The organism is Corynebacterium sp. NML140438, assembly GCF_001875725.1.
Lineage (GTDB): Bacteria > Actinomycetota > Actinomycetes > Mycobacteriales > Mycobacteriaceae > Corynebacterium.
In genome coordinates, this window is record NZ_MLCQ01000029.1 from 183,497 (window position 1) to 204,982 (window position 21,486).

21 protein-coding genes and 1 pseudogene are annotated in these 21,486 nt (G+C 62.1%); 13 read left to right on the forward strand and 9 right to left on the reverse strand.

Annotation, left to right across the window (positions count from 1 at the left end):
• The first annotated feature begins 59 nt into the window (after positions 1 to 59).
• The gene (locus BJP08_RS09420) at positions 60 to 2,273 is read left to right on the forward strand and encodes an NADP-dependent isocitrate dehydrogenase (RefSeq protein ID WP_071569339.1); all 2,214 of its coding nucleotides are present in this window, start codon (positions 60 to 62) and stop codon (positions 2,271 to 2,273) included.
• Positions 2,274 to 2,503: 230 nt separating this feature from the next.
• Here BJP08_RS09420 and BJP08_RS11230 read toward each other — a convergent pair whose 3' ends face one another.
• Entirely contained in the window at positions 2,504 to 3,364 is an 861-nt protein-coding gene (locus BJP08_RS11230) for a hypothetical protein (RefSeq protein WP_083428502.1), read from the reverse strand.
• Between the two features lie 74 nt (positions 3,365 to 3,438).
• Here BJP08_RS11230 and BJP08_RS12010 point away from each other — a divergent pair, with 74 nt between their 5' ends.
• From BJP08_RS12010 to BJP08_RS09445, 4 genes are all read left to right on the forward strand, one after another.
• Positions 3,439 to 3,621, forward strand: a complete 183-nt coding sequence (locus BJP08_RS12010; protein WP_071569340.1) for a hypothetical protein — start codon at positions 3,439 to 3,441, stop codon at positions 3,619 to 3,621.
• A gap of 165 nt (positions 3,622 to 3,786) precedes the next feature.
• Positions 3,787 to 4,140 (forward strand): GntR family transcriptional regulator, encoded by a 354-nt coding sequence (locus tag BJP08_RS09435; protein ID WP_071569341.1) that lies wholly within the window; start codon positions 3,787 to 3,789, stop codon positions 4,138 to 4,140.
• Complete coding sequence (locus tag BJP08_RS09440) at positions 4,137 to 4,820, forward strand: hypothetical protein (protein WP_071569342.1); 684 nt, start codon at positions 4,137 to 4,139, stop codon at positions 4,818 to 4,820. The genes BJP08_RS09435 and BJP08_RS09440 overlap by 4 nt, the downstream gene beginning before the upstream one ends.
• Positions 4,817 to 5,500, forward strand: a complete 684-nt coding sequence (locus tag BJP08_RS09445; protein WP_071569343.1) for a hypothetical protein — start codon at positions 4,817 to 4,819, stop codon at positions 5,498 to 5,500. Before BJP08_RS09440 ends, BJP08_RS09445 begins: the two co-directional genes overlap by 4 nt.
• A gap of 30 nt (positions 5,501 to 5,530) precedes the next feature.
• On the opposite strand, the gene BJP08_RS09450 is transcribed toward BJP08_RS09445, so the two are convergent.
• Together BJP08_RS09450 and bioB are read right to left on the reverse strand one after the other, a co-directional pair.
• Positions 5,531 to 5,722 (reverse strand): hypothetical protein, encoded by a 192-nt coding sequence (locus tag BJP08_RS09450; RefSeq protein ID WP_071569344.1) that lies wholly within the window; start codon positions 5,720 to 5,722, stop codon positions 5,531 to 5,533.
• 92 nt (positions 5,723 to 5,814) lie between these two features.
• A pseudogene (bioB, locus tag BJP08_RS09455) lies at positions 5,815 to 6,641 on the reverse strand (biotin synthase BioB); the annotation flags it as partial.
• A gap of 35 nt (positions 6,642 to 6,676) precedes the next feature.
• On the opposite strand from bioB, the gene BJP08_RS09460 reads away from it, so the two are divergent.
• The 3 genes from BJP08_RS09460 to BJP08_RS09470 all read left to right on the forward strand — a co-directional run bounded on the left by BJP08_RS09460 (position 6,677) and on the right by BJP08_RS09470 (position 10,219).
• Complete coding sequence (locus BJP08_RS09460; RefSeq protein WP_071569345.1) at positions 6,677 to 7,174, forward strand: ATP-binding protein; 498 nt, start codon at positions 6,677 to 6,679, stop codon at positions 7,172 to 7,174.
• 626 nt (positions 7,175 to 7,800) lie between these two features.
• Positions 7,801 to 9,123 (forward strand): O-acetylhomoserine/O-acetylserine sulfhydrylase, encoded by a 1,323-nt coding sequence (locus BJP08_RS09465; protein WP_071569346.1) that lies wholly within the window; start codon positions 7,801 to 7,803, stop codon positions 9,121 to 9,123.
• Position 9,124: 1 nt separating this feature from the next.
• Positions 9,125 to 10,219: a homoserine O-acetyltransferase gene (locus BJP08_RS09470; RefSeq protein ID WP_071569347.1), complete on the forward strand. Its 1,095-nt coding sequence runs from the start codon at positions 9,125 to 9,127 to the stop codon at positions 10,217 to 10,219.
• A gap of 7 nt (positions 10,220 to 10,226) precedes the next feature.
• Here BJP08_RS09470 and BJP08_RS09475 read toward each other — a convergent pair whose 3' ends face one another.
• Together BJP08_RS09475 and BJP08_RS09480 are read right to left on the reverse strand one after the other, a co-directional pair.
• A complete protein-coding gene (locus BJP08_RS09475) occupies positions 10,227 to 10,562 on the reverse strand; it encodes a DUF3017 domain-containing protein (RefSeq protein WP_240492742.1) in 336 nt (111 codons plus the stop codon).
• Complete coding sequence (locus tag BJP08_RS09480; protein ID WP_205634833.1) at positions 10,555 to 11,403, reverse strand: bifunctional methylenetetrahydrofolate dehydrogenase/methenyltetrahydrofolate cyclohydrolase; 849 nt, start codon at positions 11,401 to 11,403, stop codon at positions 10,555 to 10,557. Before BJP08_RS09480 ends, BJP08_RS09475 begins: the two co-directional genes overlap by 8 nt.
• A gap of 23 nt (positions 11,404 to 11,426) precedes the next feature.
• On the opposite strand from BJP08_RS09480, the gene BJP08_RS09485 reads away from it, so the two are divergent.
• Positions 11,427 to 11,897, forward strand: a complete 471-nt coding sequence (locus BJP08_RS09485; protein ID WP_071569348.1) for a tRNA (cytidine(34)-2'-O)-methyltransferase — start codon at positions 11,427 to 11,429, stop codon at positions 11,895 to 11,897.
• On the opposite strand, the gene BJP08_RS09490 is transcribed toward BJP08_RS09485, so the two are convergent.
• Genes BJP08_RS09490 through BJP08_RS09500 form a run of 3 tightly spaced genes read right to left on the reverse strand, consistent with a single transcriptional unit; the run spans position 11,820 to position 16,913 of the window.
• Positions 11,820 to 13,253: a PH domain-containing protein gene (locus BJP08_RS09490; protein ID WP_071569349.1), complete on the reverse strand. Its 1,434-nt coding sequence runs from the start codon at positions 13,251 to 13,253 to the stop codon at positions 11,820 to 11,822. The two genes, BJP08_RS09485 and BJP08_RS09490, sit on opposite strands and share 78 nt — an antisense overlap.
• A complete protein-coding gene (locus BJP08_RS09495; RefSeq protein ID WP_255364817.1) occupies positions 13,250 to 13,756 on the reverse strand; it encodes a PH domain-containing protein in 507 nt (168 codons plus the stop codon). Before BJP08_RS09495 ends, BJP08_RS09490 begins: the two co-directional genes overlap by 4 nt.
• A gap of 19 nt (positions 13,757 to 13,775) precedes the next feature.
• Positions 13,776 to 16,913, reverse strand: a complete 3,138-nt coding sequence (locus tag BJP08_RS09500; protein ID WP_071569581.1) for an error-prone DNA polymerase — start codon at positions 16,911 to 16,913, stop codon at positions 13,776 to 13,778.
• Between the two features lie 144 nt (positions 16,914 to 17,057).
• On the opposite strand from BJP08_RS09500, the gene BJP08_RS09505 reads away from it, so the two are divergent.
• Genes BJP08_RS09505 through BJP08_RS09520 form a run of 4 tightly spaced genes read left to right on the forward strand, consistent with a single transcriptional unit; the run spans position 17,058 to position 20,487 of the window.
• Complete coding sequence (locus BJP08_RS09505) at positions 17,058 to 17,945, forward strand: MetQ/NlpA family ABC transporter substrate-binding protein (RefSeq protein ID WP_071569350.1); 888 nt, start codon at positions 17,058 to 17,060, stop codon at positions 17,943 to 17,945.
• Positions 17,946 to 17,948: 3 nt separating this feature from the next.
• Positions 17,949 to 18,980 carry a methionine ABC transporter ATP-binding protein gene (locus BJP08_RS09510; RefSeq protein ID WP_071569351.1) on the forward strand — a complete coding sequence of 344 codons (1,032 nt, stop codon included), beginning with the start codon at positions 17,949 to 17,951 and terminating at the stop codon, positions 18,978 to 18,980.
• A complete protein-coding gene (locus BJP08_RS09515; RefSeq protein WP_071569352.1) occupies positions 18,977 to 19,669 on the forward strand; it encodes a methionine ABC transporter permease in 693 nt (230 codons plus the stop codon). The genes BJP08_RS09510 and BJP08_RS09515 overlap by 4 nt, the downstream gene beginning before the upstream one ends.
• Positions 19,670 to 19,698: 29 nt before the next feature.
• Complete coding sequence (locus BJP08_RS09520) at positions 19,699 to 20,487, forward strand: HAD family hydrolase (RefSeq protein ID WP_083428540.1); 789 nt, start codon at positions 19,699 to 19,701, stop codon at positions 20,485 to 20,487.
• Here the strand turns inward: BJP08_RS09520 and BJP08_RS09525 are convergent.
• On the reverse strand, positions 20,484 to 21,389 hold the full coding sequence (locus BJP08_RS09525; RefSeq protein WP_071569354.1) for a sucrase ferredoxin: 906 nt from the start codon (positions 21,387 to 21,389) through the stop codon (positions 20,484 to 20,486). The genes BJP08_RS09520 and BJP08_RS09525 overlap by 4 nt on opposite strands.
• Positions 21,390 to 21,486: the final 97 nt, after the last annotated feature.

Genomic DNA, 21,486 nt, shown 5'->3' on the forward strand with positions numbered 1-21,486 from the left:
GTAAAAGCTGTACGCTGTGCGTTTAAGCAACACTTTTGACGCGATATGTAAGGAGAACCATGGCTCAAATCATTTGGACACGCACCGATGAAGCGCCACTGCTGGCAACCTATTCCCTCAAGCCAATCGTTGAGGCATTCGCCGCTCAGGCGGGACTCGATGTCACCACCGCTGATATCTCGCTTGCAGGCCGCATCATCGCGCAGTTCCCGGAGCGTCTCACCGACGAGCAGAAGATGGACGATGCGCTCGCGCAGCTCGGCCAGCTCGCCACTACCCCCGAAGCGAACATCATCAAGCTTCCGAACATTTCGGCTTCCCTGGTCCAGCTGAAGAAGGCCATCGCGGAGCTGCAGGCCGCTGGCTTCGACCTGCCGGAGTACCCGGACAGCCCTTCAACCGACGAAGAGCGCGAAGTCCAGAAGCGTTACGACGCCGTGAAGGGCTCCGCCGTGAACCCAGTCCTGCGCGAGGGCAACTCCGATCGCCGCGCGCCGGAGGCCGTCAAGAACTTCACGAAGAAGCACCCGCACTCGATGGGCGCCTGGTCGAAGGACTCCAAGACGAACGTTGCCACCATGGATGCTGGCGACTTCCGCCACAACGAGAAGTCCGTCATCATGCCGGCGGCTGATTCCCTAACCATCAAGCTGGTCGCCAACGATGGTACCGAGACCGTCCTCAAGGACTCCCTGGCCGTTGAGGCTGGCGAGGTCGTGGACGGCACCTACATGTCCGCCAAGGCACTCGACGCATTCCTTCTCGACGCCGTCAAGCGCGCCAAGGAAGAGGGCGTGCTCTTCTCCGCCCACCTGAAGGCGACGATGATGAAGGTCTCCGACCCAATCATCTTCGGCCACGTCGTCCGCGCATACTTCAAGGACGTCTACGACAAGTACGGCGAGACCCTCCTGGCTGCTGGCCTGAACGGCGAGAACGGCCTCGGCGCGATCCTCGACGGCCTTGCTGGCGTCGACAATGGTGAAGAGATCCGCGCTGCTTTCGAGCAAGCGCTGAAGGACGGCCCGGCGTTGGCGATGGTCAACTCGCACAAGGGCATCACCAACCTGCACGTGCCTTCCGACGTCATTATCGACGCCTCGATGCCTGCGATGATCCGCACCTCGGGCCACATGTGGAATGCTGCCGACCAGGAGCAGGACACCCTGGCGACCATCCCGGATTCCTCCTACGCGGGCGTCTACCAGGCGGTTATCGACGACTGCCGCGCCAACGGCGCCTACGACCCAACCACCATGGGCACCGTGCCAAACGTCGGTCTGATGGCGAAGAAGGCTGAGGAGTACGGCTCCCACGACAAGACCTTCAAGATCCCTGCCGACGGCAAGGTGCAGGTTGTAAACAAGGCCGGCGACGTACTCATTGAGCACGACGTCGAGGCTGGCGACATCTGGCGCGCATGCCAGACCAAGGACGCCCCGATCCAGGACTGGGTCAAACTCGCGGTCAACCGCGCACGCCTGTCCGGCATGAAGGCCATCTTCTGGCTCGACGAGGAGCGCGCACACGACCGCAACCTCATCGAGCTGGTGAACAAGTACCTGGCTGACCACGACACGGACGGCCTGGACATCTCCATCTTGAACCCAGTTGAGGCAACGAAGGTCTCCGTCGAGCGCATCCGCCGCGGCGAGGACACCATCTCCGTGACCGGTAACGTCCTGCGCGACTACAACACCGACCTGTTCCCGATTCTGGAGCTGGGCACCTCAGCGAAGATGCTCTCCGTCGTTCCACTGATGGCTGGCGGCGGCCTCTTCGAAACCGGTGCTGGCGGCTCCGCACCGAAGCACGTGCAGCAGGTCCAGGAGGAGAACCACCTGCGCTGGGACTCCCTCGGCGAGTACCTCGCGCTTGCCGAGTCCTTCCGCCACGAGAAGAACACGAACGGCAACGAGAAGGCAGGCGTCCTCGGTGACGCGCTGGACCGCGCAACGGAGAAGCTGCTCAACGAGGGCAAGTCGCCATCGCGCAAGGTGGGCGAGATCGACGACCGCGGCTCCCACTTCTGGCTGGCACGCTACTGGGCTGAGGAGCTCGCTGCACAGTCCGAGGACGCAGACCTGGCGGCCACGTTCGCCCCGGTTGCGGCTGCACTGGCAGAGAACGCCGAGACCATCGACGCAGAGCTGCTCGCGGTGCAGGGCTCCCCTGCCGACTTGGGTGGCTACTACTGGCCTGAGGAGGCCAAGGTCACTGCCGTCATGCGTCCGTCGGCAACGTTTAACAAGGTGATTGACGGTTTGAAGTAAACCCTCGGTTTGATCGGCCCCGGTTGCTGCGTTTTCGCGGCGGCCGGGGTTTCGTTTACGGTTCTTGACCTGGCGCCCAGGATGGTACCTCTACGTGGTAACCAGAGGATGGTAATCAGCCGAGTAACTGGGCCAACGGCGATCACCTCTACTCGGCTGATTACCATCCTCTGGTCACCATCCTCGGCTAAGAGCGGGCTGCGGGTGTGGTGGCGTCGAGAAGCAGGTACTCACCCGAGGGCTGCCCGGCGGCCAGCGATGGTGTCGCGGACCTCGCGGACGAACTGATCGGGGTACCGACGCAAGAACGACGGCGAGTAGCGGAGGAAGACATACCCCCTGTTGGCGATCATCTTCTGTCGCTCGAACTCTTCCTGCCGCGCGCGTTCGGCGTTGGGTCCCTGGTATTTCACGTTGCCGTCGATCTCGATGAGCAGCCAGCCGTCGACGCAGAGGTCCGCGTAGCGTCCAGCCACTTCGTACTGCGTAAACAAAGGGCCGATCCCCGCCCGGATCAGCAGAGCGCGTGCGAAAGATTCGTAGGGCGAACCGGAATCCGCGACACAGTGCCGGATGCACTCCCGGACCACGGCAACGCCCTTTAGCCTGCCAAGTTGGGATGCCTCCCGTTCAAGAAGTTCAAACGTAAACCCACTACACCGAAGGTAGTCGGCAGCGACGAGCCCTTCGACGAAGCCGTAATGGCGGGCGATGTCAGCGAACGTTCGGAAACCGTTGGTAACCCGGTGGCCGTCGCGCAACGAGATTTCGTTGCTACGCAGCACCATGCGCCGAAACATTATCCCCTCCCGGTTTCGGCGAGATGGCGGGCTCCCCCTCGAAAGCAGACACAGTTCGACGAGTTCTTCCGTCGTACTGATCACCCAAATGCCGTGCATGCGCGCGGCCGATCTTCCGACCAACACCGCTTCCCTGCTCATCATCGCAGCAGCTTCGACGCGCAGCCACTGACGTTCGTGGAACCTCAGCTCTTTCCAGCCCTTCTCTGCATACACAATGCTCGTGTCGAGCACCCGATACGGCCCTCGGAGTTTGTCGAGTTCCTTGTGGGAAAGAACCCGCTTGTCCACAATCCCCCCGCCGTAGCTCTTCCTTCCGTTCCTCCCACCGTTGCTGTTGTGCCTTATGTGCTCTGTCAATCCCCATGTCTTTTCTGACGGCGAAAACCCGGCACCGGTTCCCTCCCGTCGCCGAAGGCCTACCCCGCGTTGCGCAGCGCGGTGGCCAGCGTGTTCATGGTGACCTGGATGGTCTTGGAAACGAGGAAGGTCTCGTCGCCGGCTCGGTAGCGGCGCAGCAGCTCGAGCTGGACGGTGTTGAGCGGTAGTAGGTGTCGCGCAGATCGTAGCGGATAGCGCGGTTGAGCGTCGGGATTTGCTCAAGCAGGGAGAGTTAGTAGTAGCGCAGGCCAACATCGATTTCGTCTTCCAGGCACGGGCATTGAGTCTCCACCTATTGACACTCCAGGCATACTAGTTATATAGTTACCCACATGAGTGGTAAACCCATATACCGGCAGATTGCCGATGAACTACGCGACCTCATCGGCTCGGGTGTCCTTGCCCCAGGTGACCGTGTGCCATCCACCAACGAACTCGCCCATTTTCACTCCGTCAACCCCACAACCTCCGCGAAAGCACTAACCGAGCTATTCAACGAGGGGCTACTGGAAAAACGCCGAGGACTTGGCATGTTCGTGCTCGACAGCGCACGTGAACAGGTACTGAACACTCGCCGCAAAGCTTTTCTCCATAACTTCGTCAAACCCTTCGTGCACGAAGCCGACCAGCTCGATTTCACCACCGAGGAACTGACAACAATGATCACTAAGGAGCGTTCTCGATGAATCCCGGCTTTTATGCTCTGGTCGGCCCAAACGCCGCCGGCAAAACCCACTACCTTCACACCTTGATGGGCCCGCACGCCGCGTTTGTCCCGGCTGGTGCGGACGCGAAGTTTGCGGGCACGACCGTGGACGACCATCTGCGCGCGGTCGCGGCCATCCACCCACATGTAGAGCTCGACTTCCCCAACGCCCGCATCAGGGACCTCTCTGTTGGGCAGCGCCGCCTCCTCACCATCGAGGTAGCCCTAGCCATCGGCAAGGACCTGCTACTCCTCGACGAGCCGTTTGACGGCATCGACACCGCCACCCGCAAACAGGTCCGCCAGCGGCTGATTGACTACATCGCAGAGAACCCGCAGCGCAGCGTGGTGATGGCGTCGCATCGCCCGGAGGACTTCGTGGGTCTCGCCACCCATGTCATCCAGGTGTTTGATCGGGTGGTTTCGCACCCAGTCCCACTCGACGACGCCCGCCTGCGTTTTCCGACGGTCACCGGCCCCACCGCCGAGATTAAAGAACTTATCGCCCGCTTCCCCGTCGCCGAGACGGCGAACCTCGGGCCAACGACACGCGCCACTTTCGCTGAACCCCTCAGTGAGAACAATGTCCACCTGCCCATCGAGTACCCGGACGATGCCGAACTCATCGACCTCCTTGCAACAGAAAGGCCCACACGATGAAACTCTTCCTCAGCCCCTTCAAGCCGCTGTCCTATCTGGTGGCACTGGCCGTATTACTGATCCTGGCCCCTCTGGGCCGTTTCTACCGTGGAGATGGTTCCCTCTGGACTATCTTCGGAGGCTTCGCCCTGACCGCCCTATTTATCCTCGCTGGCACGCAGTGGAGCGCGTTAAACCAGCTCGGTGCGAGCTTTTCCGCGTGGATGAACTCGGCAACAATCACAGCCGTCTTTGCTGCGGTGGTACTTGGAGTGCCCACCGCGGCATCCTCGATCTACAACCAGTTCAAGAGCCCGTACTACCAGGCCTATGACCTGTTCCTCTTCACGAACGGCGCAGACGTACCCTGGGTAGACACTAACGGTGACCCCTACATCGTGGCGAACGTCGGACAAGACACCACGTCGATGGCGTGGACGGTGCTGCTCCACATCGCGTTCTTCTTCGTGGCCGCCATCGTGGGAGTTGCGCTCGGTTTGGTCTATGCATCCTTCGGCACGGGACGCGGCCTCATCACCGCATTTGCCACGTTCCTCATCGCGGTGGCGCTGTACTGGGCAATTGAGTCCCCTGTAGGCGATTGGGACACCGCCGCCGTCGGTGGCGTAAGCGCCGCGTGCCTAGTCACACTCGCTGTCAGCGCGGTGGCGTTTCGTAGCACGAAGCGCTTCGTGTGCTAGCAGCCACTCCCGTCCCTGTTACTTCTCCAACTACTCGGAGCACAACAGCCCATGGCGGGAGCAGGCCGCCTCCCACGCCATCGGGCTGATTTTTATCACCATGCACCGCTGGCACAGCGGGCAGATGCGCGGTGCGTCGTAGGGCCTGGCCGGGTCGAGTGGCCAGGCGATCTCGCTAGAGAGGACTGCGTCGGCGAGTTCCGTTGAATCCAGGATTTTCATCAGGGCCCGGCTGACTACAGCGACTTGATGGTGTCATACAGAACACCGTGTCCGGAGTTCTGCTTCTGCCCCACCGTGGTGATGCTCAGGCTTTAGGCTGGCTTCGCCCCGCCTTCCATCACTCGGTCGACGGCGTCGCGGTCCTTCTCCATCGGACGGCCGAACGTGGTCAGGTAATTGCCACCAATGATGGCATTCGCGCCGCCTATGAGGACCGCTTCGGTGCCGTCGTCGCCAAGCGCGAGCGCCGTGCCACCGACGAAGCGCAGCTGGGTGGACAGCATGGCCAGGCGGAACGCCGCGACGGCACGCAGTGCCTCACCCTGCGGCACCAAGGGGCAGCCTACGAACGGGGTTCCTGGGCGCGGATCGAGGAAGTTCATCGGCACTTCATGCGCCTGGATTTCGGCCAACTGGGTGGCGAACTCGGCGCGCTGCTCGATGCTCTCACCCAAGCCGATGATGCCGCCGCAGCAGCAGGTCTCCATGCCCTCTGCCAGCACGTTCTCCAGCGTGTCCTTGCGCTCCTGCCAGGTGTGGGTGGTGACCCCACGTTAGGTAAGAACGACTCGGCGATTTCGAAGTTATGGTTGTAGCGCGACACGCCCATCTCGGCCAGTTGGCAAGCCTGGTCGCGAGGGAGGATGCCAAGTGATGCGGAGATGGAAATGTCCACCTCTTTCTGGATAGCCGTTACAGCCTCGGCAACCTGGTCGAGCAGCTGCTGGGTCGGGCCCTTCACGGCGGCGACGATGCAGAACTCGGAAGCGCCCATCTTCTCGGACTGCTTGGCGGCCTCGACAAGTTCGGCGATGTCCAGCGTCACGGCGCGCACCGGGGATTCGAACAGGCCGGACTGGGAGCAGAAGTGGCAGTCCTCAGTACAGCCACCGGTCTTCAGGGAGATGATCCCTTGCACTCATGCACCAGGACCTGGAACAGCGTGACTAATACTTGACTGTTGAGGTCTTCAGCGACCGTGTCGAAGTGACTAATCCTGGAGCCCCGTTGGTCGATCCCCAGCGTTTTATTGACTCGGCTTCCACAACTCGCAATCCACGTCTCGGCGAAGCGCTTCGCCTCGCACACTTCGTCGAGCAACGTGGAAGTGGTTGGGACAAGATTGTTGCGTCACTGGAGGCGGAACACTTTCCACCTGCGCCCATTCGCACAAATGGCACAACCACCGTCACGCTGAGTGCCTACCGCCCGTTCAAGCTGATGACTACAGATGAAAAGATCGAAGCCGTCTACCAGCATGCATGCCTTGGATTTCTGGACAATCGCGCGGTCACGAATACATCGATACGAAGTCGCTTCGGACTCAGGGATACACAGACCGCCCAGACGACCCATCTCATAAACGCCACCGTAGATGAAGGCCTCATCCGGCTCTACGACCCGAATACGAGAGCTCGCAACCGCCACTATGTTCCTTTTTGGGCCGAGTAGTTTTCTTGCTCCGTAACCAGAAAAGAGTGCCAAAACAGCCCGAAAACCACTCCAAAAACTCCTCTAGCTTGAGAAACGTTTTCTTACCTCTTTCTTGCTTCTGTGGCGGGTTTCAGGGAGATCCACTCAGCACCCCCGCTGCGAAAACCTACCCCTCATTGCGCAGCGCGATGACCAGCCCACTCATGGCGACTTGGACATCTCGAACAGCGGGACGACGTAGACACTGCCCAGGCCGACCTCTTTAAACAGGACCATGGACTCGAGGATGCCGGAGACACCCCCGTGGGCGATGTCGACGACAGTACGGCGACTGGATTCGACCAGATCGAAGATCTCCTGCCCCCTCTTGCTCGGAGAGAATGCGGCCGAGCACCCAGTCTCAGAATCGGACGTCTTCGCGGACGTGATCAGCGGGCTAGACGGACGCTGAAGCCTCCTCCAATAGGGGAATCCAGTGCGCCAACTAACGCAGTACAGATAACACCCCCTGTCCTGGAAACGGAGGTCACGTCATCGCGAGCTACGGTACTCGCAAGATTTATATTCACGCATAGCCACTGGTAAACAGGCGTCGCTAGACAGCTTGGTTCACACGAAACCTACCAAGCGTTACATTGTTCCCCATGACTCAATACGACAACAGCAATACGAAAGACTGGTCCTTCAACACCCGCACCATCCACGCCGGACAGGCCGTGGACAGCGACTACGGGGCCCGCAACCAACCCATCTACATGACCACCTCCTACGTGTTCGACAACGCTCAGCACGCAGCAGACCGCTTCAACCTCTCCAACCCAGGCCCGATTTACACCCGCCTGACCAACCCAACCCAGCAGGCACTCGAAGACCGCATCGCGGACCTCGAGGGTGGCGTCGCAGCTACCGCATTCGCCTCTGGCATGGCTGCAGAGACCGCCGCCATCACGAACCTGGCGTCGGCAGGTGACCACATCGTCACCTCGCCTCGCATCTACGGCGGCACCGAGACCCTGTTCCAGGTGACGCTGCCACGCCTCGGCATCGACGTCACGTTCGTCGACAACCCTGACGATCCAGAGAGCTGGCAGGCGGCCGTCCAGCCGAACACGAAGGCGTTCTACGGCGAGACCTTCGGCAACCCGATCGCCGACGTCCTCGACATCCCGACCATCGCAGAGGTCGCGCACCGCAACCAGGTGCCACTGATTATCGATAACACCATGGCCACCGCTGCCCTGGTCCGCCCACTGGAGCTCGGCGCGGACATCGTGGTCGCTTCCACTACGAAGTTCTACACGGGCAACGGCGCAGCTATCGGCGGCGTCCTCGTCGACGGCGGCAAGTTCGACTGGACCGTCGAACGCGACGGCAAACCGGTCTTCCCGTACTTCGTCACCCCGGACCCGGCGTACCACGGCCTGAAGTACGCGGACCTCGGCGCACCGGCCTTCGCCCTGAAGGCTCGCGCTGGCATCCTGCGCGACACTGGCGCTGCAATCTCCCCGTTCAACGCGTGGGTTGCACTGCAGGGGCTGGACACGCTCAGCCTGCGCGTGGAGCGCCACAACGAGAACGCGCTGAAGGTGGCAAAGTTCCTCAGCGAGCACGACAAGGTGGCCAAGGTGAACTTCGCCGGCCTCGAGTCCTCTCCGTACTACGCGGTCAAGGAGAAGCTCGGCCTGCGCTACACCGGCTCGGTGCTCTCCTTCGAGGTCGCAGGCGACAAGGACGACCACACCAACGCCTGGAAGTTTATCGACGCCCTCAAGCTGCACTCGAACCTGGCGAACATCGGCGACGTCCGCTCCCTGGTGGTTCACCCGGCTACAACGACGCACTCCCAGTCGGACGCGGAGGGCCTGGCACGAGCCGGCATCTCCCAGGCAACCATCCGCCTGAGCGTCGGTATCGAAGACGCCGACGACATCATTGCGGACCTCGAGCGCGGATTCGCAGCGATCTAACATGCCCAACCTGGCGCCTGAAGGCGAGCTGCAATTAGTCCCGATTGGCGACTTCACCACAGAGGCCGGAGCCACCATCCAGGACGCCCACATCGCATACCAGCGGTGGGGGCAGTTCCGGGGTGACCCGAAGGGCGACAACAACATCCTTGTTGTTGAGCACGCCTTAACCGGCGATTCCAACGCCGCCGAGTGGTGGAGCGGGGCGATTGGCCCCGGCAAAGCACTCGACACCGACACATGGTGCGTGATCTGCACCAACGTGATCGGGTCCTGCTACGGCTCGACTGGTCCTGCGAGCACGCATCCCGACGGCGCCGCATGGGGGTCGCGCTTCCCCGCACTTTCAGTCCGCGACCAGGTCCGCGCCGAACACACCCTGTTCACCCAGCTCGGTATTCACCGTGTGCATGCCATCATGGGAGGTTCCATGGGCGGTGCGCGCACCCTGGAGTGGACGCTGCTTTACCCCGAATCTGTCGGCTACGCCTGCGTCATGGCAGTCTCCGCGCGCGCAAGCGCCTGGCAGATCGGCATCCAGGAGGCTCAGATTTACGCCATCGTGCGCGACCCCAACTGGCACGACGGCGACTACTACTCCACCGGCATCTCCCCCGATGAGGGACTGGCTGCCGCCCGGCGCATCGCACACCTCACCTACCGCGGTGAGCTCGAAATCGACGAGCGCTTCGGCACCAGCGCCCAGGAGGGCGAAAACCCACTCGGCCCCTACCGCGAGCACGACCAGCGCTTCGCTGTGCAAAGCTACCTAGACTACCAGGGGCAAAAGCTCGTCAAACGTTTCGACGCCGGCGCCTACGTCACACTCACCGAAGCTATGAACCGCCACGACATCGGCCGCGGTCGCGGGGGCCTAAACAAAGCGCTGCACTCGTCGACGGTGCCGACGATGATTGTGGGCGTCGATACGGATATTTTGTACCCCTACCACCAGCAGGAACACATGTCCCGCAACCTGGGGAACCTGCTGGGGATGCACAAGCTGTCATCCCCGGTTGGCCACGACGCGTTTCTCGTCGAGGCCCGCCAGATGGACAACATCTTGCGCAACTTCATCGCGCTGACCAGCGCGTAAGATCCTTTTAGGAGCCCAGCGCGTCCACCGACCAGGCTAGCCACACCATCGCGGCGCCCAGGCCGGTGGAAAACGCGATATCGAAACGCTTGGAGCGCACTGCCAGCAGACCAATGACTTGCGAGTCGCACGTCAGGCGCAGCAGTGCGCACCACAGCATGGTCGCCCCGAGTGTGAACGTGGCACGCCGCCAATGATCCGTCAGCGACCACACCCCCGCGGCGACAAACCCCAGGATGAACACGCCGACCATCGCCACCTGCACGTTCCGTGGCAGGGGCGAGGGCGGGTTCCCAATGTCATGAGGGTTGTCCAGCGACAACCCTTCTGCCGAGTTAGGCAAGCTGCTCAGCCCGCTCCACGATATTGCGGACCAGGAACGTGCGAGTCATCGGGCCAACACCACCAGGGTTCGGCGAGACCCAGCCCGCCTTCTCCCACACATCAGGGTGCAGGTCGCCGACCGTTTTGCCGTCGACACGCGAGACGCCCACGTCCAGCAGTGCGGCGCCTTCCTTAATCATGTCCGCCGTAATCATGTGCGGCTTACCGGCCGCCGCGATGACCACGTCCGCCCGGCGCGTCTCCGCGGCCAAGTCCTTCGTGCCGGTGTGGCACAGCACCGTCGTGGCGTTGACGTTGCGCGAGGTCAACATCAGCGAGATTGGGCGACCCACGGTCACTCCGCGGCCGATGACGCACACGATCGCGCCGTTAAGATCCACGCCGAAGCGCTCCAGCAGCTTGATGGAACCGTTCGGGGTGCACGGCAGCGGCGCGGGCTCGTTAAGCACCAGTTTGCCCAGGTTGACCGGGTGCAGGCCGTCGGCGTCCTTGTCCGGGTCGATCAGTTCCAGGATGCGGTTCTCATCCAGGTGCTTCGGCAGGGGCAGCTGCACGATGTAGCCGGTGACGGCGTCGTCGTTGTTGAGCTCCTCGATGACTTCCTCGAGTGCTTCCTGCGTGATGTCCCCCGGCAGCTCCTTCATGATGGAGGCAATGCCCAGCTCCTCGCAGTCGCGGTGCTTCATGCGCACGTAGTTCTGGCTCGCCGGATCATCGCCAACCAGCACGGTGGCCAGCCCCGGCGTGATCCCACGCTCTCGCAGGGCGGCGACTCGTGTTTTGAGATCTGCAAAGATCTCCTCGCGGTACAGTTTTCCGTCTAATTTAATCGCAGTCACGGTGACCATCCTAGACTGTAACCATGTGCGCTTTTCACGTTATCTTTGACAATCCTGTCATCCCAGGCAACACCGGCAACGCAATCCGGCTGTGCGCAAACACCGGCGCCGTGCTGCACCTGGTGGAGCCGCTCGGGTTCAACTTCGAAGACAAACACCTCAAGCGCGCAGGGCTGGACTACCACGACTTAGCGGACGTCCAGATCCACCCAACTATTGACGCCTGCTTCGCCGCCATCCCGGATGCTCGCATCTTCGCGTTCACCACCCAGGCGACCGACTACTACCAGGACGTGGAGTACCGCGACGGCGACGCTCTCCTCTTCGGCACCGAGCCGACCGGGCTGCCCGAGGCACACCGGAACCACCCGCGTGTGACCAAGCAGCTCCGCATCCCGATGCTGCCGAGCCGTAGGTCAATGAACCTTTCCAACTCCGCTTCCGTCGCCGTCTTCGAGGCCTGGCGGCAGTTGGGATTCGTCGGCGGCGTCTAGCTCCGGCTCTGTAGTCACTGGGGGCAGCGTGCGGGTGCGCAGCGTGTCGACGAGCCAACGCCCCTCCCCCGCACGCACGTCCCGCGCCACCATTTTGACGGCTCCCGGGACCAGATCAAAGCGCACATGCGCCAGGCCAAGTCTGCGCTGCAACGGCCCTTGTTTGAAGGAAAGCTCCTGGATGTGCGTGTTTTCCACCATCTGGTAGCGCCTGGACAGGCGACCGAACGTGACCACTGTGACCTCTGGGTACAGCGTGACCGTCTGCCGCCGCCAATCAACCGGTGAGACCCACCGCGCCGCGCGCGGGGAGCGCAGCTGCGCACGCGACGTATCACGCATTGTCTCGCCGGACATCGGCGCGATCGCGTCGATGACCTGCATGGCCTGCCCCCAGGTCCCGACCGGCAGCAGCTTCGACGTGCCAGTTGCCTTGTTGCGCTCAGACCCGTACCCGGCCACAGTCACCGAGACAGTCCACCACCCAAACATGCGCCACAGTAGCGGTTGGCGAAGCTGTATCGCGTGGATGCGGTGCAGCGGGACCGCTTGGTGCCTGCGGTTCGCAAGCCCGTACGTCATGTTGATGACGGTCCCGTTGGTGCCGGAGGGGGCGTCGTCAAGCACGGAATTGAAGCGCCACGAGTGGTCAATCGTGCGCCAGATCTGTGGCACGAACCCGACGAGGATCGGTACCGCCGCGGTGATCGAGAGGTCGGTGAAGAGCGGAACGGCGCTCGAGACGACAGTAATGAAGGTGGAGAACTGGAACGCAGCCGCAAGCAGCGAGCGGCCAATAGGGATGGGAGGCACCAGCGTATTTGCCAGGTCGGCTTCTTGCTCGGCGCGCGTCAGCGCGGGCGCAGCTGCGCCGGGGTGGGCCGCAATGGCCCGCAGAATCTCGGCACGCAACTCGTCCGCCTCCGCGCGGGGCAGGTAGGCGATCTCGATGGCCGAATTGTTGCCACCCGCCGCCTCAACGCGCACTGCCGCGAGCCCAAACAGGCGCGGCGCGAACGGCTCGATGACGTCGACGGCCTGGATCCGGTCGTAGCGCGCGGTGCGCACCGTGGTCGTGAGCACTCCCCGCTTCAGCTCGATGTCTTCGGCGCCAACGCGGAACCCGATCTTGGCCCACCACAGCTGGGACACCACGAACACCGCAAGCAGCCCAACGACGAACACGCCGACGGCCACGCCCACATCCATGATGCCGACGCCCTCGTCCTGCAACCAGTTCATCAGTGGCACGGTGAAGTTGAATACAGCGATTGTGAGCAGCGCAAGTAGCGTCGCCCACACGCGCAGCAACGGGGTCAGGCGGTGGACCCGCCGATACTCAGGGGCCGCCGTCATAGGCCACTCATCTGTTCGCGTGCTTTGACCACGAGCCGGTCACGCAGCGCATCGGCGTCCTCGGTGAGAAGGCCCGGCAACGTGGTTACCGAACTGACCGATGCGGTACTCACCACCAGCTTCTTCAGCCCAAGCGCCCGCATCACTGGCCCCGTATTCACATCCACGAACTGGATTCGCCCGTAGGGGATGACTGTGAGCGTGTGCCACATTTTGCCCTGACTTAAGATCAGCTCGTTATCCGTTTCCAGCCACGCCAGGTTGCGCACCTGAAACGGGATGAGGAAGTACTTCCAGATGAAGAACACCCCACAGACGGCTGCGCCCCACACCCACCAGCCGCCATACTTCCACTGTGCCCACAGCAGGCCACCGATCACGATCAGCGCCCACACCGTGTTGGTCGCCAGCATGGGCACCATGTACTTCGGCGAGACGCGGTGCATCTGCTCAACGGATGCCGGCAGCGGTGGCCTCGCCAGTGTGTCAGTCTGCTGTTCCATAGGCACCACCCTAGCTACCTCACCGAAAATCACGTGAACCACGCGAGAGCCACTGGCCGACATCGATTTGTTCCAAGCGGTCCGCCACCACGCTGACCGCACCCGACGCGTTTTGGACGATCCCGCGCACCACCAGGGCGTGCGCTGTGCGCGCCACTACGCGCTGCCTCTTCCACAGCCCCGGTGACACCATGATGTTCAGCAGCCCGGTTTCGTCCTCCATCCCCAGAAACGTCAGGCCTGATGCCGTTTGCGGCCGCTGCCTGTGCGTGACCACGCCTGCAACGCGCACACGTGTTCCGTCCTCTACGTTGCGCAGGTCGACCGCCCGCAGGATGCCCTCGCGTTGCAGGTGTTCGCGCAGCAGCTGCATCGGCTGCGTGTCGTGGGTGACGCCGGTCGCGGCGACATCTGCGGCAAGCAGCTCGAATGCGGTCATCCCGGGCAACGCGGGGGCGTCGATACCTGAAAGACCAGGGAGCATGCCGTCGTGCTCCGTCGCAGCGATGCCCGCCGCCCACACCGCTTGTCGACGCTCCACTCCGAAGCAGTCCAGCGCACCTGCCTTCGCGAGCGCTTCGACATGCTCCACGGTCAACTCGGCCCGGCGCGCCAGGTCCGCGATGTCAGTGAACGGGGCGGCTTCCTCAATCCGGGCTGCGGCCTTCTCCCCGACCCCCTTCACCAGATTCAGCCCGATCCGGATTGTGTCATTATCTATACAGCGCGCCTGCACGCCGGACCCGTTCACGCTCACCGGCAGGACCGTGATGCCGTGACGCCGAGCGTCTTGAATCAAGGACTGGGGCGAGTAGAAGCCCATCGGCTGCGCCCGCAGCAGGCCAACGCAGAACTGGGCTGGGTAGTAGTACTTCATCCACGCGGAGAAGTACACCAGCGACGCGAACGATTGCGAGTGCGACTCCGGGAAGCCGTAGGCAGCGAACGCAACAATCTTATTCCAGAGCTTTTCCGCGACGTCCGCCCCGATCCCGTTCGTCGTGTGGCAACCCTCGAAGAACCGGGCTTTGAGCGCCGCCATTTTCGCTGGGGACCGCTTCGAACCCATCGCGCGGCGCAGCGCGTCCGCCTCCCGGCCGCTGAAGCCCGCGGCATCGACGGCGATCTGCATGAGCTGCTCCTGAAACAGCGGAATACCCAGCGTCTTCCCAAGCGACTTTTCCAGTACCGGATGGTCGTAGGTAACGGGCTCGAGACCATCGCGGCGTCGTAAATAGGGGTGGACTGACCCGCCTTGGATAGGACCAGGCCGGATGAGGGCAACCTCCACCACGAGGTCAAAGAAGCACTGCGGTTTCAGCCGCGGCAGCGTCGAAAGCTGCGCACGCGACTCCACCTGGAACACCCCGACGGCGTCAGCGCGGCACAGCATGTCGTAGACGCCCTGGTCCGCGAGGTCGAGTTCCCACAGGTGGACCTCGATGCCCGTCGTGTCGCGCACGAGATCCACCATGTGGTGCAGGGCCTCCAACATGCCGAGCCCGAGCAGGTCGAACTTCACCAGCCCCGCCGAGGCGCAGTCGTCCTTGTCCCATTGCACCACCGAGCGTTGTTCCTTGCGCGCCCATTCAATGGGGACCACGTCTGCGATTGGCCGGTCACAGATCACCATCCCACCAGAGTGGATCCCGAGGTGGCGCGGCTGCCCAACGAACTCCTCAGCTAACTCGCTCACCTGCCCCGGAGGGTCACTGAGCCCTTTTGACCAAGCATCCGCAGCACCTTGCGGGTACCCGAGCGCGCGGGCAGCGTCGCGCACCGCGCCTTTCTTCCGGTACGTAATCACGTTTGCCACCTGGGCCGCGCGCTCGCGGCCGTAGCGCTGGTAGGCGTACTGGATGACTTCTTCGCGCCTGCCGGACTCTATATCAATATCGATGTCTGGTGGTCCGTCGCGGTCCGGTGACAAGAAACGTTCAAAGAGGAGGCCGGCACTGATTGGCTCAGCGTTCGTGATCCCGAGGGCGAAGCAGACCGCCGAGTTTGCCGCAGACCCGCGCCCCTGGCACAGGATGTTGTTGCGCCGACAAAAATCGACGAGGTCGTACACGATTAGGAAGTAGCCGGGGAATTGTAATTCCTCGATGACGCCAAGCTCGTACTCGATCTGCCATAATGCCTGCTCACGGGTGCTTTCTGGCCGCGTCGCGTACCGCATCTGCGCGCTGGCGTAGGTCAGCTCCCGCAAGTAGCTCATCTCATTGTGGCCCTCCGGGGTGGCGTAGTCCGGTAAGTTTGGGGCAACAAGGTCGAGCGTAAACGCGCACTGTTCGGCGAGTTCCACTGTGGTGGCCAGCATTGGCTCACACCCCGGCAGCAGCCGGGCCAGCTGCCGTCCGCTGCGCAGCCAGTGCGCCCCCATAGGGTGTAGGTCAGCAGCGTTTTGCCGGAGCGCCTGCCGCTGAGCAAGCGCATGCTTGGCCGCAGCAAGGCGTGCGTGGTTGCGCGTGGCAGCGGCGGGCCGGGTACTTACGATGGCCGGAAGATGAACGAAGCTGTCTAATTGACGGTGATGATCGGCATCATCAGGTGTGAGGGATACCACATACTCCCTCACCACATTTCTCGCCCCAAAACTCTCGCTCAAAGTATCGAATTGCGAAATCCACTCCCATCCGCCGAGCGCCACACAAGAGCCGTCAAGCCATTCCCCAACTTCGTGCAGTGGCGGGTACGCAAGATCGCCCTTCTGCCCACCCTTCATATGTGCACGCGACATGAGCCGCGACAGCCTCCGATACCCTTCCGCACCGCGAGCCAAGACAGGCAGCACCCCCTCCTCCAGCGTCAGCTCTGCACCAAACACGGTGGCCACCCCGGCCTTCGCTGCAGCTTCCGCAAACTTCACTGCACCATAGAACCCATCGCGATCGCACAGGCCAAGCGCCGATAAACCAAGAGAACTAGCGCGCGCGACAAGCTGCTCTGGCTCGCTTGCTCCGCCAAGAAAACTGTAGGAGGACACTGCGTGCAACTCCGCAAACGGCACCCCGCCATCCATCAAGCAACCCGCGCCCTCCCGCGCTCTGCCGGCAGACGCAAAACGGCCCACGGGAACCACGGGCCCGACGTCTTGCCCGGACAGTATCCGCTCCAGCTTCGACCACGTCAGTGGAGCACCCCCATTGAATCGCATGTTCGATAGTGTAAGCATGTTCGAATGATCGCGCAAGAGGAATTATATTCATCGTTTTTTGCCAGAGATAGACTAAGCGGTCCAATAGGTGCTAAGTTTTCAAACCATCACTGATTCCCCAATGAAAAACATAAAGGAGACATCATGCGCCTCAACCGTGTGATTGCAACCATCGCAGCTTCAGCACTTGCGGCTACCGGCCTGGTAGCTTGCTCCAACGACTCTGCCGAGAAGTCCACCGATGCAGCCGGCGGCGAGGACACCGTCGTCAAGATTGGTACCACCGACGCCGACCAGAAGGCGTGGTCCGTCTTCGAAGACCTCGCAGCGGAAAACGGCATCACCCTCGACATCGTGCAGTTCTCTGACTACGCACCTGTTAACGAGGCACTTGCGCAGGGCGAGATTGACCTGAACAAGTTCCAGCACATCCTCTACCTTGCTACCTACAACGAGGCTTCCGGCAACGACCTGAAGGTCCTGTCCACCACGGAGATTTACCCGTTGGCACTGTTCTGGAAGGATCACGACTCCCTCGACGGCATCGAAGGCACCGAGGTAGCCATCCCGAACGATGACTCGAACCAGGGCCGCGCAATCAACGTCCTCGTCCAGGCTGACCTTGTCACACTGAAGGACGGCGCTGATGCACTGGCGCCGGCGCCAGCAGACATCGACACCGCAGCTTCGAAGGTGAAGGTGGTTCCGGTCGACGCCTCCCAGACGACCTCCGCATACAAGGAGGGCCGCCCGGCCATCATCAACAACTCCTGGCTGGAGCGCGCCGGCATCGAGCCGAAGCAGGCTATCTTCCAGGACGACCCAGCTTCCGAGCAGGGCGAGCCGTACATCAACGTCTTCGCGGCACGCGCTGAGGACCTGGACAACCCGACCTACAACCGCCTTGCAGAGCTGTGGAACTCCCCCGAGGTCGCAGCTGCTGTCCAGGAAGATTCCCGCGGCACCGCGGTCGCTGTTGAGCGCTCCCGCGATGACGCGAACGCTATCCTCGCACGCCTTCAGGAGAAGTAGTCCGTGACGAACACCGGCACCCGGGTCGAGTTCCGGGACGTATCGAAAGTCTTTACAACGGGTGGGCGCGAGGTTGTGGCCGTCGACAATGTGTCACTGACGGTCGAACCTGGCGAGATCCTCGGTGTGATCGGCTACTCCGGCGCTGGTAAATCCACGCTGGTGCGCCTGATCAACGGGCTCGACATGCCTACCAGCGGCGAGCTCCTCCTCGACGACACCAATATCGTCGGCAAGAGCGAGAGGCGTCTGCGGGAAGTGCGCCGAAACGTTGGGATGATTTTCCAGCAGTTCAACCTCTTCTCGTCCCGAACTGCAGCAGGTAACATTGAGTACCCGCTGCAGCTTGCCGGCATGGGCAAACAGGAGCGACGCGCACGCGTCGAGGAGCTTCTCGAGTTCGTTGGCCTGTCGGATCGTGGCAAGAACTACCCTGAGCAGCTCTCGGGCGGTCAGAAGCAGCGCGTGGGCATCGCTCGTGCGCTCGCCACGAATCCATCGCTCTTGCTTGCCGACGAAGCCACCTCCGCACTCGACCCGGAAACCACCCACGAGGTGCTCGAATTGCTGCGCCGCGTGAACGCGGAACTCGGCATCACGATCGTGGTGATCACCCACGAGATGGACGTCATCCGCGCGATCGCGGACAAGGTCGCCGTGATGGAGGCCGGCAAGGTCGTCGAGTACGGCTCCGTCTACGAGGTGTTCTCCGCCCCGAAAACGAAGGTTGCGCAGCGCTTCGTATCGACGTCGCTTCGTAACACGCCAGACAAGCACGAGGAGATCGAGCTCCTCAACGCGGCGCCCGGTCGCCTCTTCACCGTCGATCTGTCCGAGCATTCGGGCTTCTTCGGTGCAGCGGAGCAGGCCCGCCAACGTGGCGTATCGATTCAGCCGGTGCACGCAGGTATTACAACACTGCAGGAGCACTCCTTCGGCAAGATGACGGTTCGCCTCAACGGCGATGACGCAGCGATTAACGAGTTCCTGCAAACACTGCAGGGCACCACGGATATTCAGGAGATACGTCGATGAACAGTGCTGTCAACGAATTCATTCTGGCGCAGCCGAACTGGGACCGCCTCGGACCCACGTTTGTGGACGCCATCGGCGACACCCTCTGGATGGTGGGCATCACCCTGTTGGTCGGCGGTATCTGCGGCCTGATCCTTGGCGTGTTCCTGTACACCACCCGCCCGGGTGGCATCCTGCAGAACAGCGTCGTGTACTGGGTGATCAACTTCGCCGTGAACTTCTTCCGACCGATCCCATTCATCATCATGATCGCGATGCTCTACCCCATCACGTTGTCGGTGGTGGGGACCACGATTGGCCGGGGCGCGGCCACGTTCGTGATGTGCTTCTCCGCGACCTTTACCGTGGCTCGTATCGTCGAACAGAACCTGGTGTCTATTGACCCAGGCATGATTGAGGCCGCGCGTTCGATGGGTGCGGACCCGTGGACCATCATCCGCACCGTCATCCTCCCGGAGGCGCTTGGCCCGCTGATTCTCGGCTACACGTTCATCTTCATCGCGGTGATCGATATGTCCGCGATGGCCGGCTACATCGGCGGTGGCGGCCTTGGTGACTTCGCCATCGTGTACGGCTACCGCCAGTTCGAACCGCAGGTGACGTGGGCGGCTGTGATCGTCATTGTCGTCATCGTGCAGCTGGCGCAGTTCTTGGGCAACTGGCTGTCCAAGAAAGTGATGCGCCGCTAAGGTGTGACCAGTTGGTTAGGATGGGTGCCATGAAAATCGCAGCGTTTGATTTTGATGGCACCCTTCATCATCCCACGGGCACTGACACCGGCGAGCACGGCTTCGACCCGGCCGACATGGATGCGATCCAGTCCTGGCGCGACGCCGGGCACATCGCCATTTCTGCCACCGGACGCTCGCGCACCGCGCTCGAGTTCGGGATGCGCCACTGCCCCATCCGCTTCGACTACCAGGTGCTCTCCAACGGTGGCTCCGCAACCACCGGCGACAATGAGCACCTGCTCTACTCACATCTCGTGGACCCAGCAATCGTCGAGCAGGTGGTGACGCACTTCGCTGACACTGACGGTGTGGCGGTGTTCGGCACCACGATCGGCCACGTCGACGGGGAGTTCAGCAATAACACGCAGGCGAACAGCAGCTTCACCGTCAACTTCGACGCGATGACGACGGCCGACATCCCCCACCACGAATTCGCCGTCGTCCCCCTGTGGATCCCGGACAACGAGGCGCTTCGCGCCGAAGTCTACGAGTGGACGCGCGCGCTGCCGCATGTTTCGGTGGCGCAGAACCAGGACTTCATCGACATCATGGCGCCGGGCCGCACGAAGGGCGCTGGTATCCAGGACCTACTGAAACTACTCGACGTACCGCGCGAAAACATCGAGCTGTATACCTTCGGCGATTCGTGGAATGACCTGTCCATGCACGAAATCGCAGATCACTCGCACAGCTTCCACCACTCGCCCGCCGAGGTGCAGCAACGCACCGACCACGTGATCAACAGGGTCGCTGACGTGCTGCCCAGCTACATCTAGGAGCGACTGGCGACGACCCAGCTCTTGCCCGGCTTCGGATCCTTCCCGCACGACGCCATCACGGCGTCAACATCGCGCTGCTCGAGTGCCACCCCGTAGGCGGTATCGGTGGCGGTGTCGGTGACGGTGACGTGGGCGGAGGGGCCGTCGATACGCTCGGCGGTGACCTCAAGCTGGCCGTAGCGCACCTGCTCCCCATGGGTGGCGAGCTGCGTTGCGACGTCGACCTCCGCCACCTGCCCCACCGAGCTAAAGGTGCCACGCCCTCGGTTGCCCGGCACGAAGTACTCGCCCCGCATCGCGGCGTCGAGCATCGCCTCGGTTGCCTCAATGTTCATCCGGCCGAAGCTGTACGCCCACGGCATGAGCAGCATCGTGGCGGCGAAACGGTGCCCCTTGATGTGCGAGGTTTCCCACACCACGTCGTTACCCTGCCCAAACGGGTACTTCTCTACAAGCTCGTTGACGATGGGGCGGCCCTTGATAGCGCAGCACATGTCGCGCTTTCCGTGGGTGCAGACCAGGACGAGCGGCTTCGTGCGCGTCGGCGCATTGTTGCGACCCGGGCCGGATAAGTCGAGGTCGAGGATCTCCTCGGGGCGATCGATGTGCAGCACCTCCGTGGCTGCCTGGTCGGCGAAGACCAGATACACGTGGTGGTCCTTGATCTGGCGGCCTTCCCTCGTTGGGTGGCGAATGAGCAGCAGCGTGGCGTTGTAGCGCTGCATGTGCGCCTTCAGCTTTTGGGTCAGTTCTTCTCCGAAAGTGTCGCCGTCGAGAACATCGTGGCTCCACTTGTGTGGCCACTCAAACAACACGTAGGTCGAGCCGGGTTTCGCGGTACCCGGCAGCGGCTCATTGTCCGTGTCAGAACAAAGTTCGCGTGCATGGGCTGTAGTCATGTCACCTACTGTAGCGAAAATTTCCTAATTGATTAGGCATACCTAAACCGGAACGAGTCGGGCAGTTAACATTTTGATAACCTTTTTGGTTTTTTGC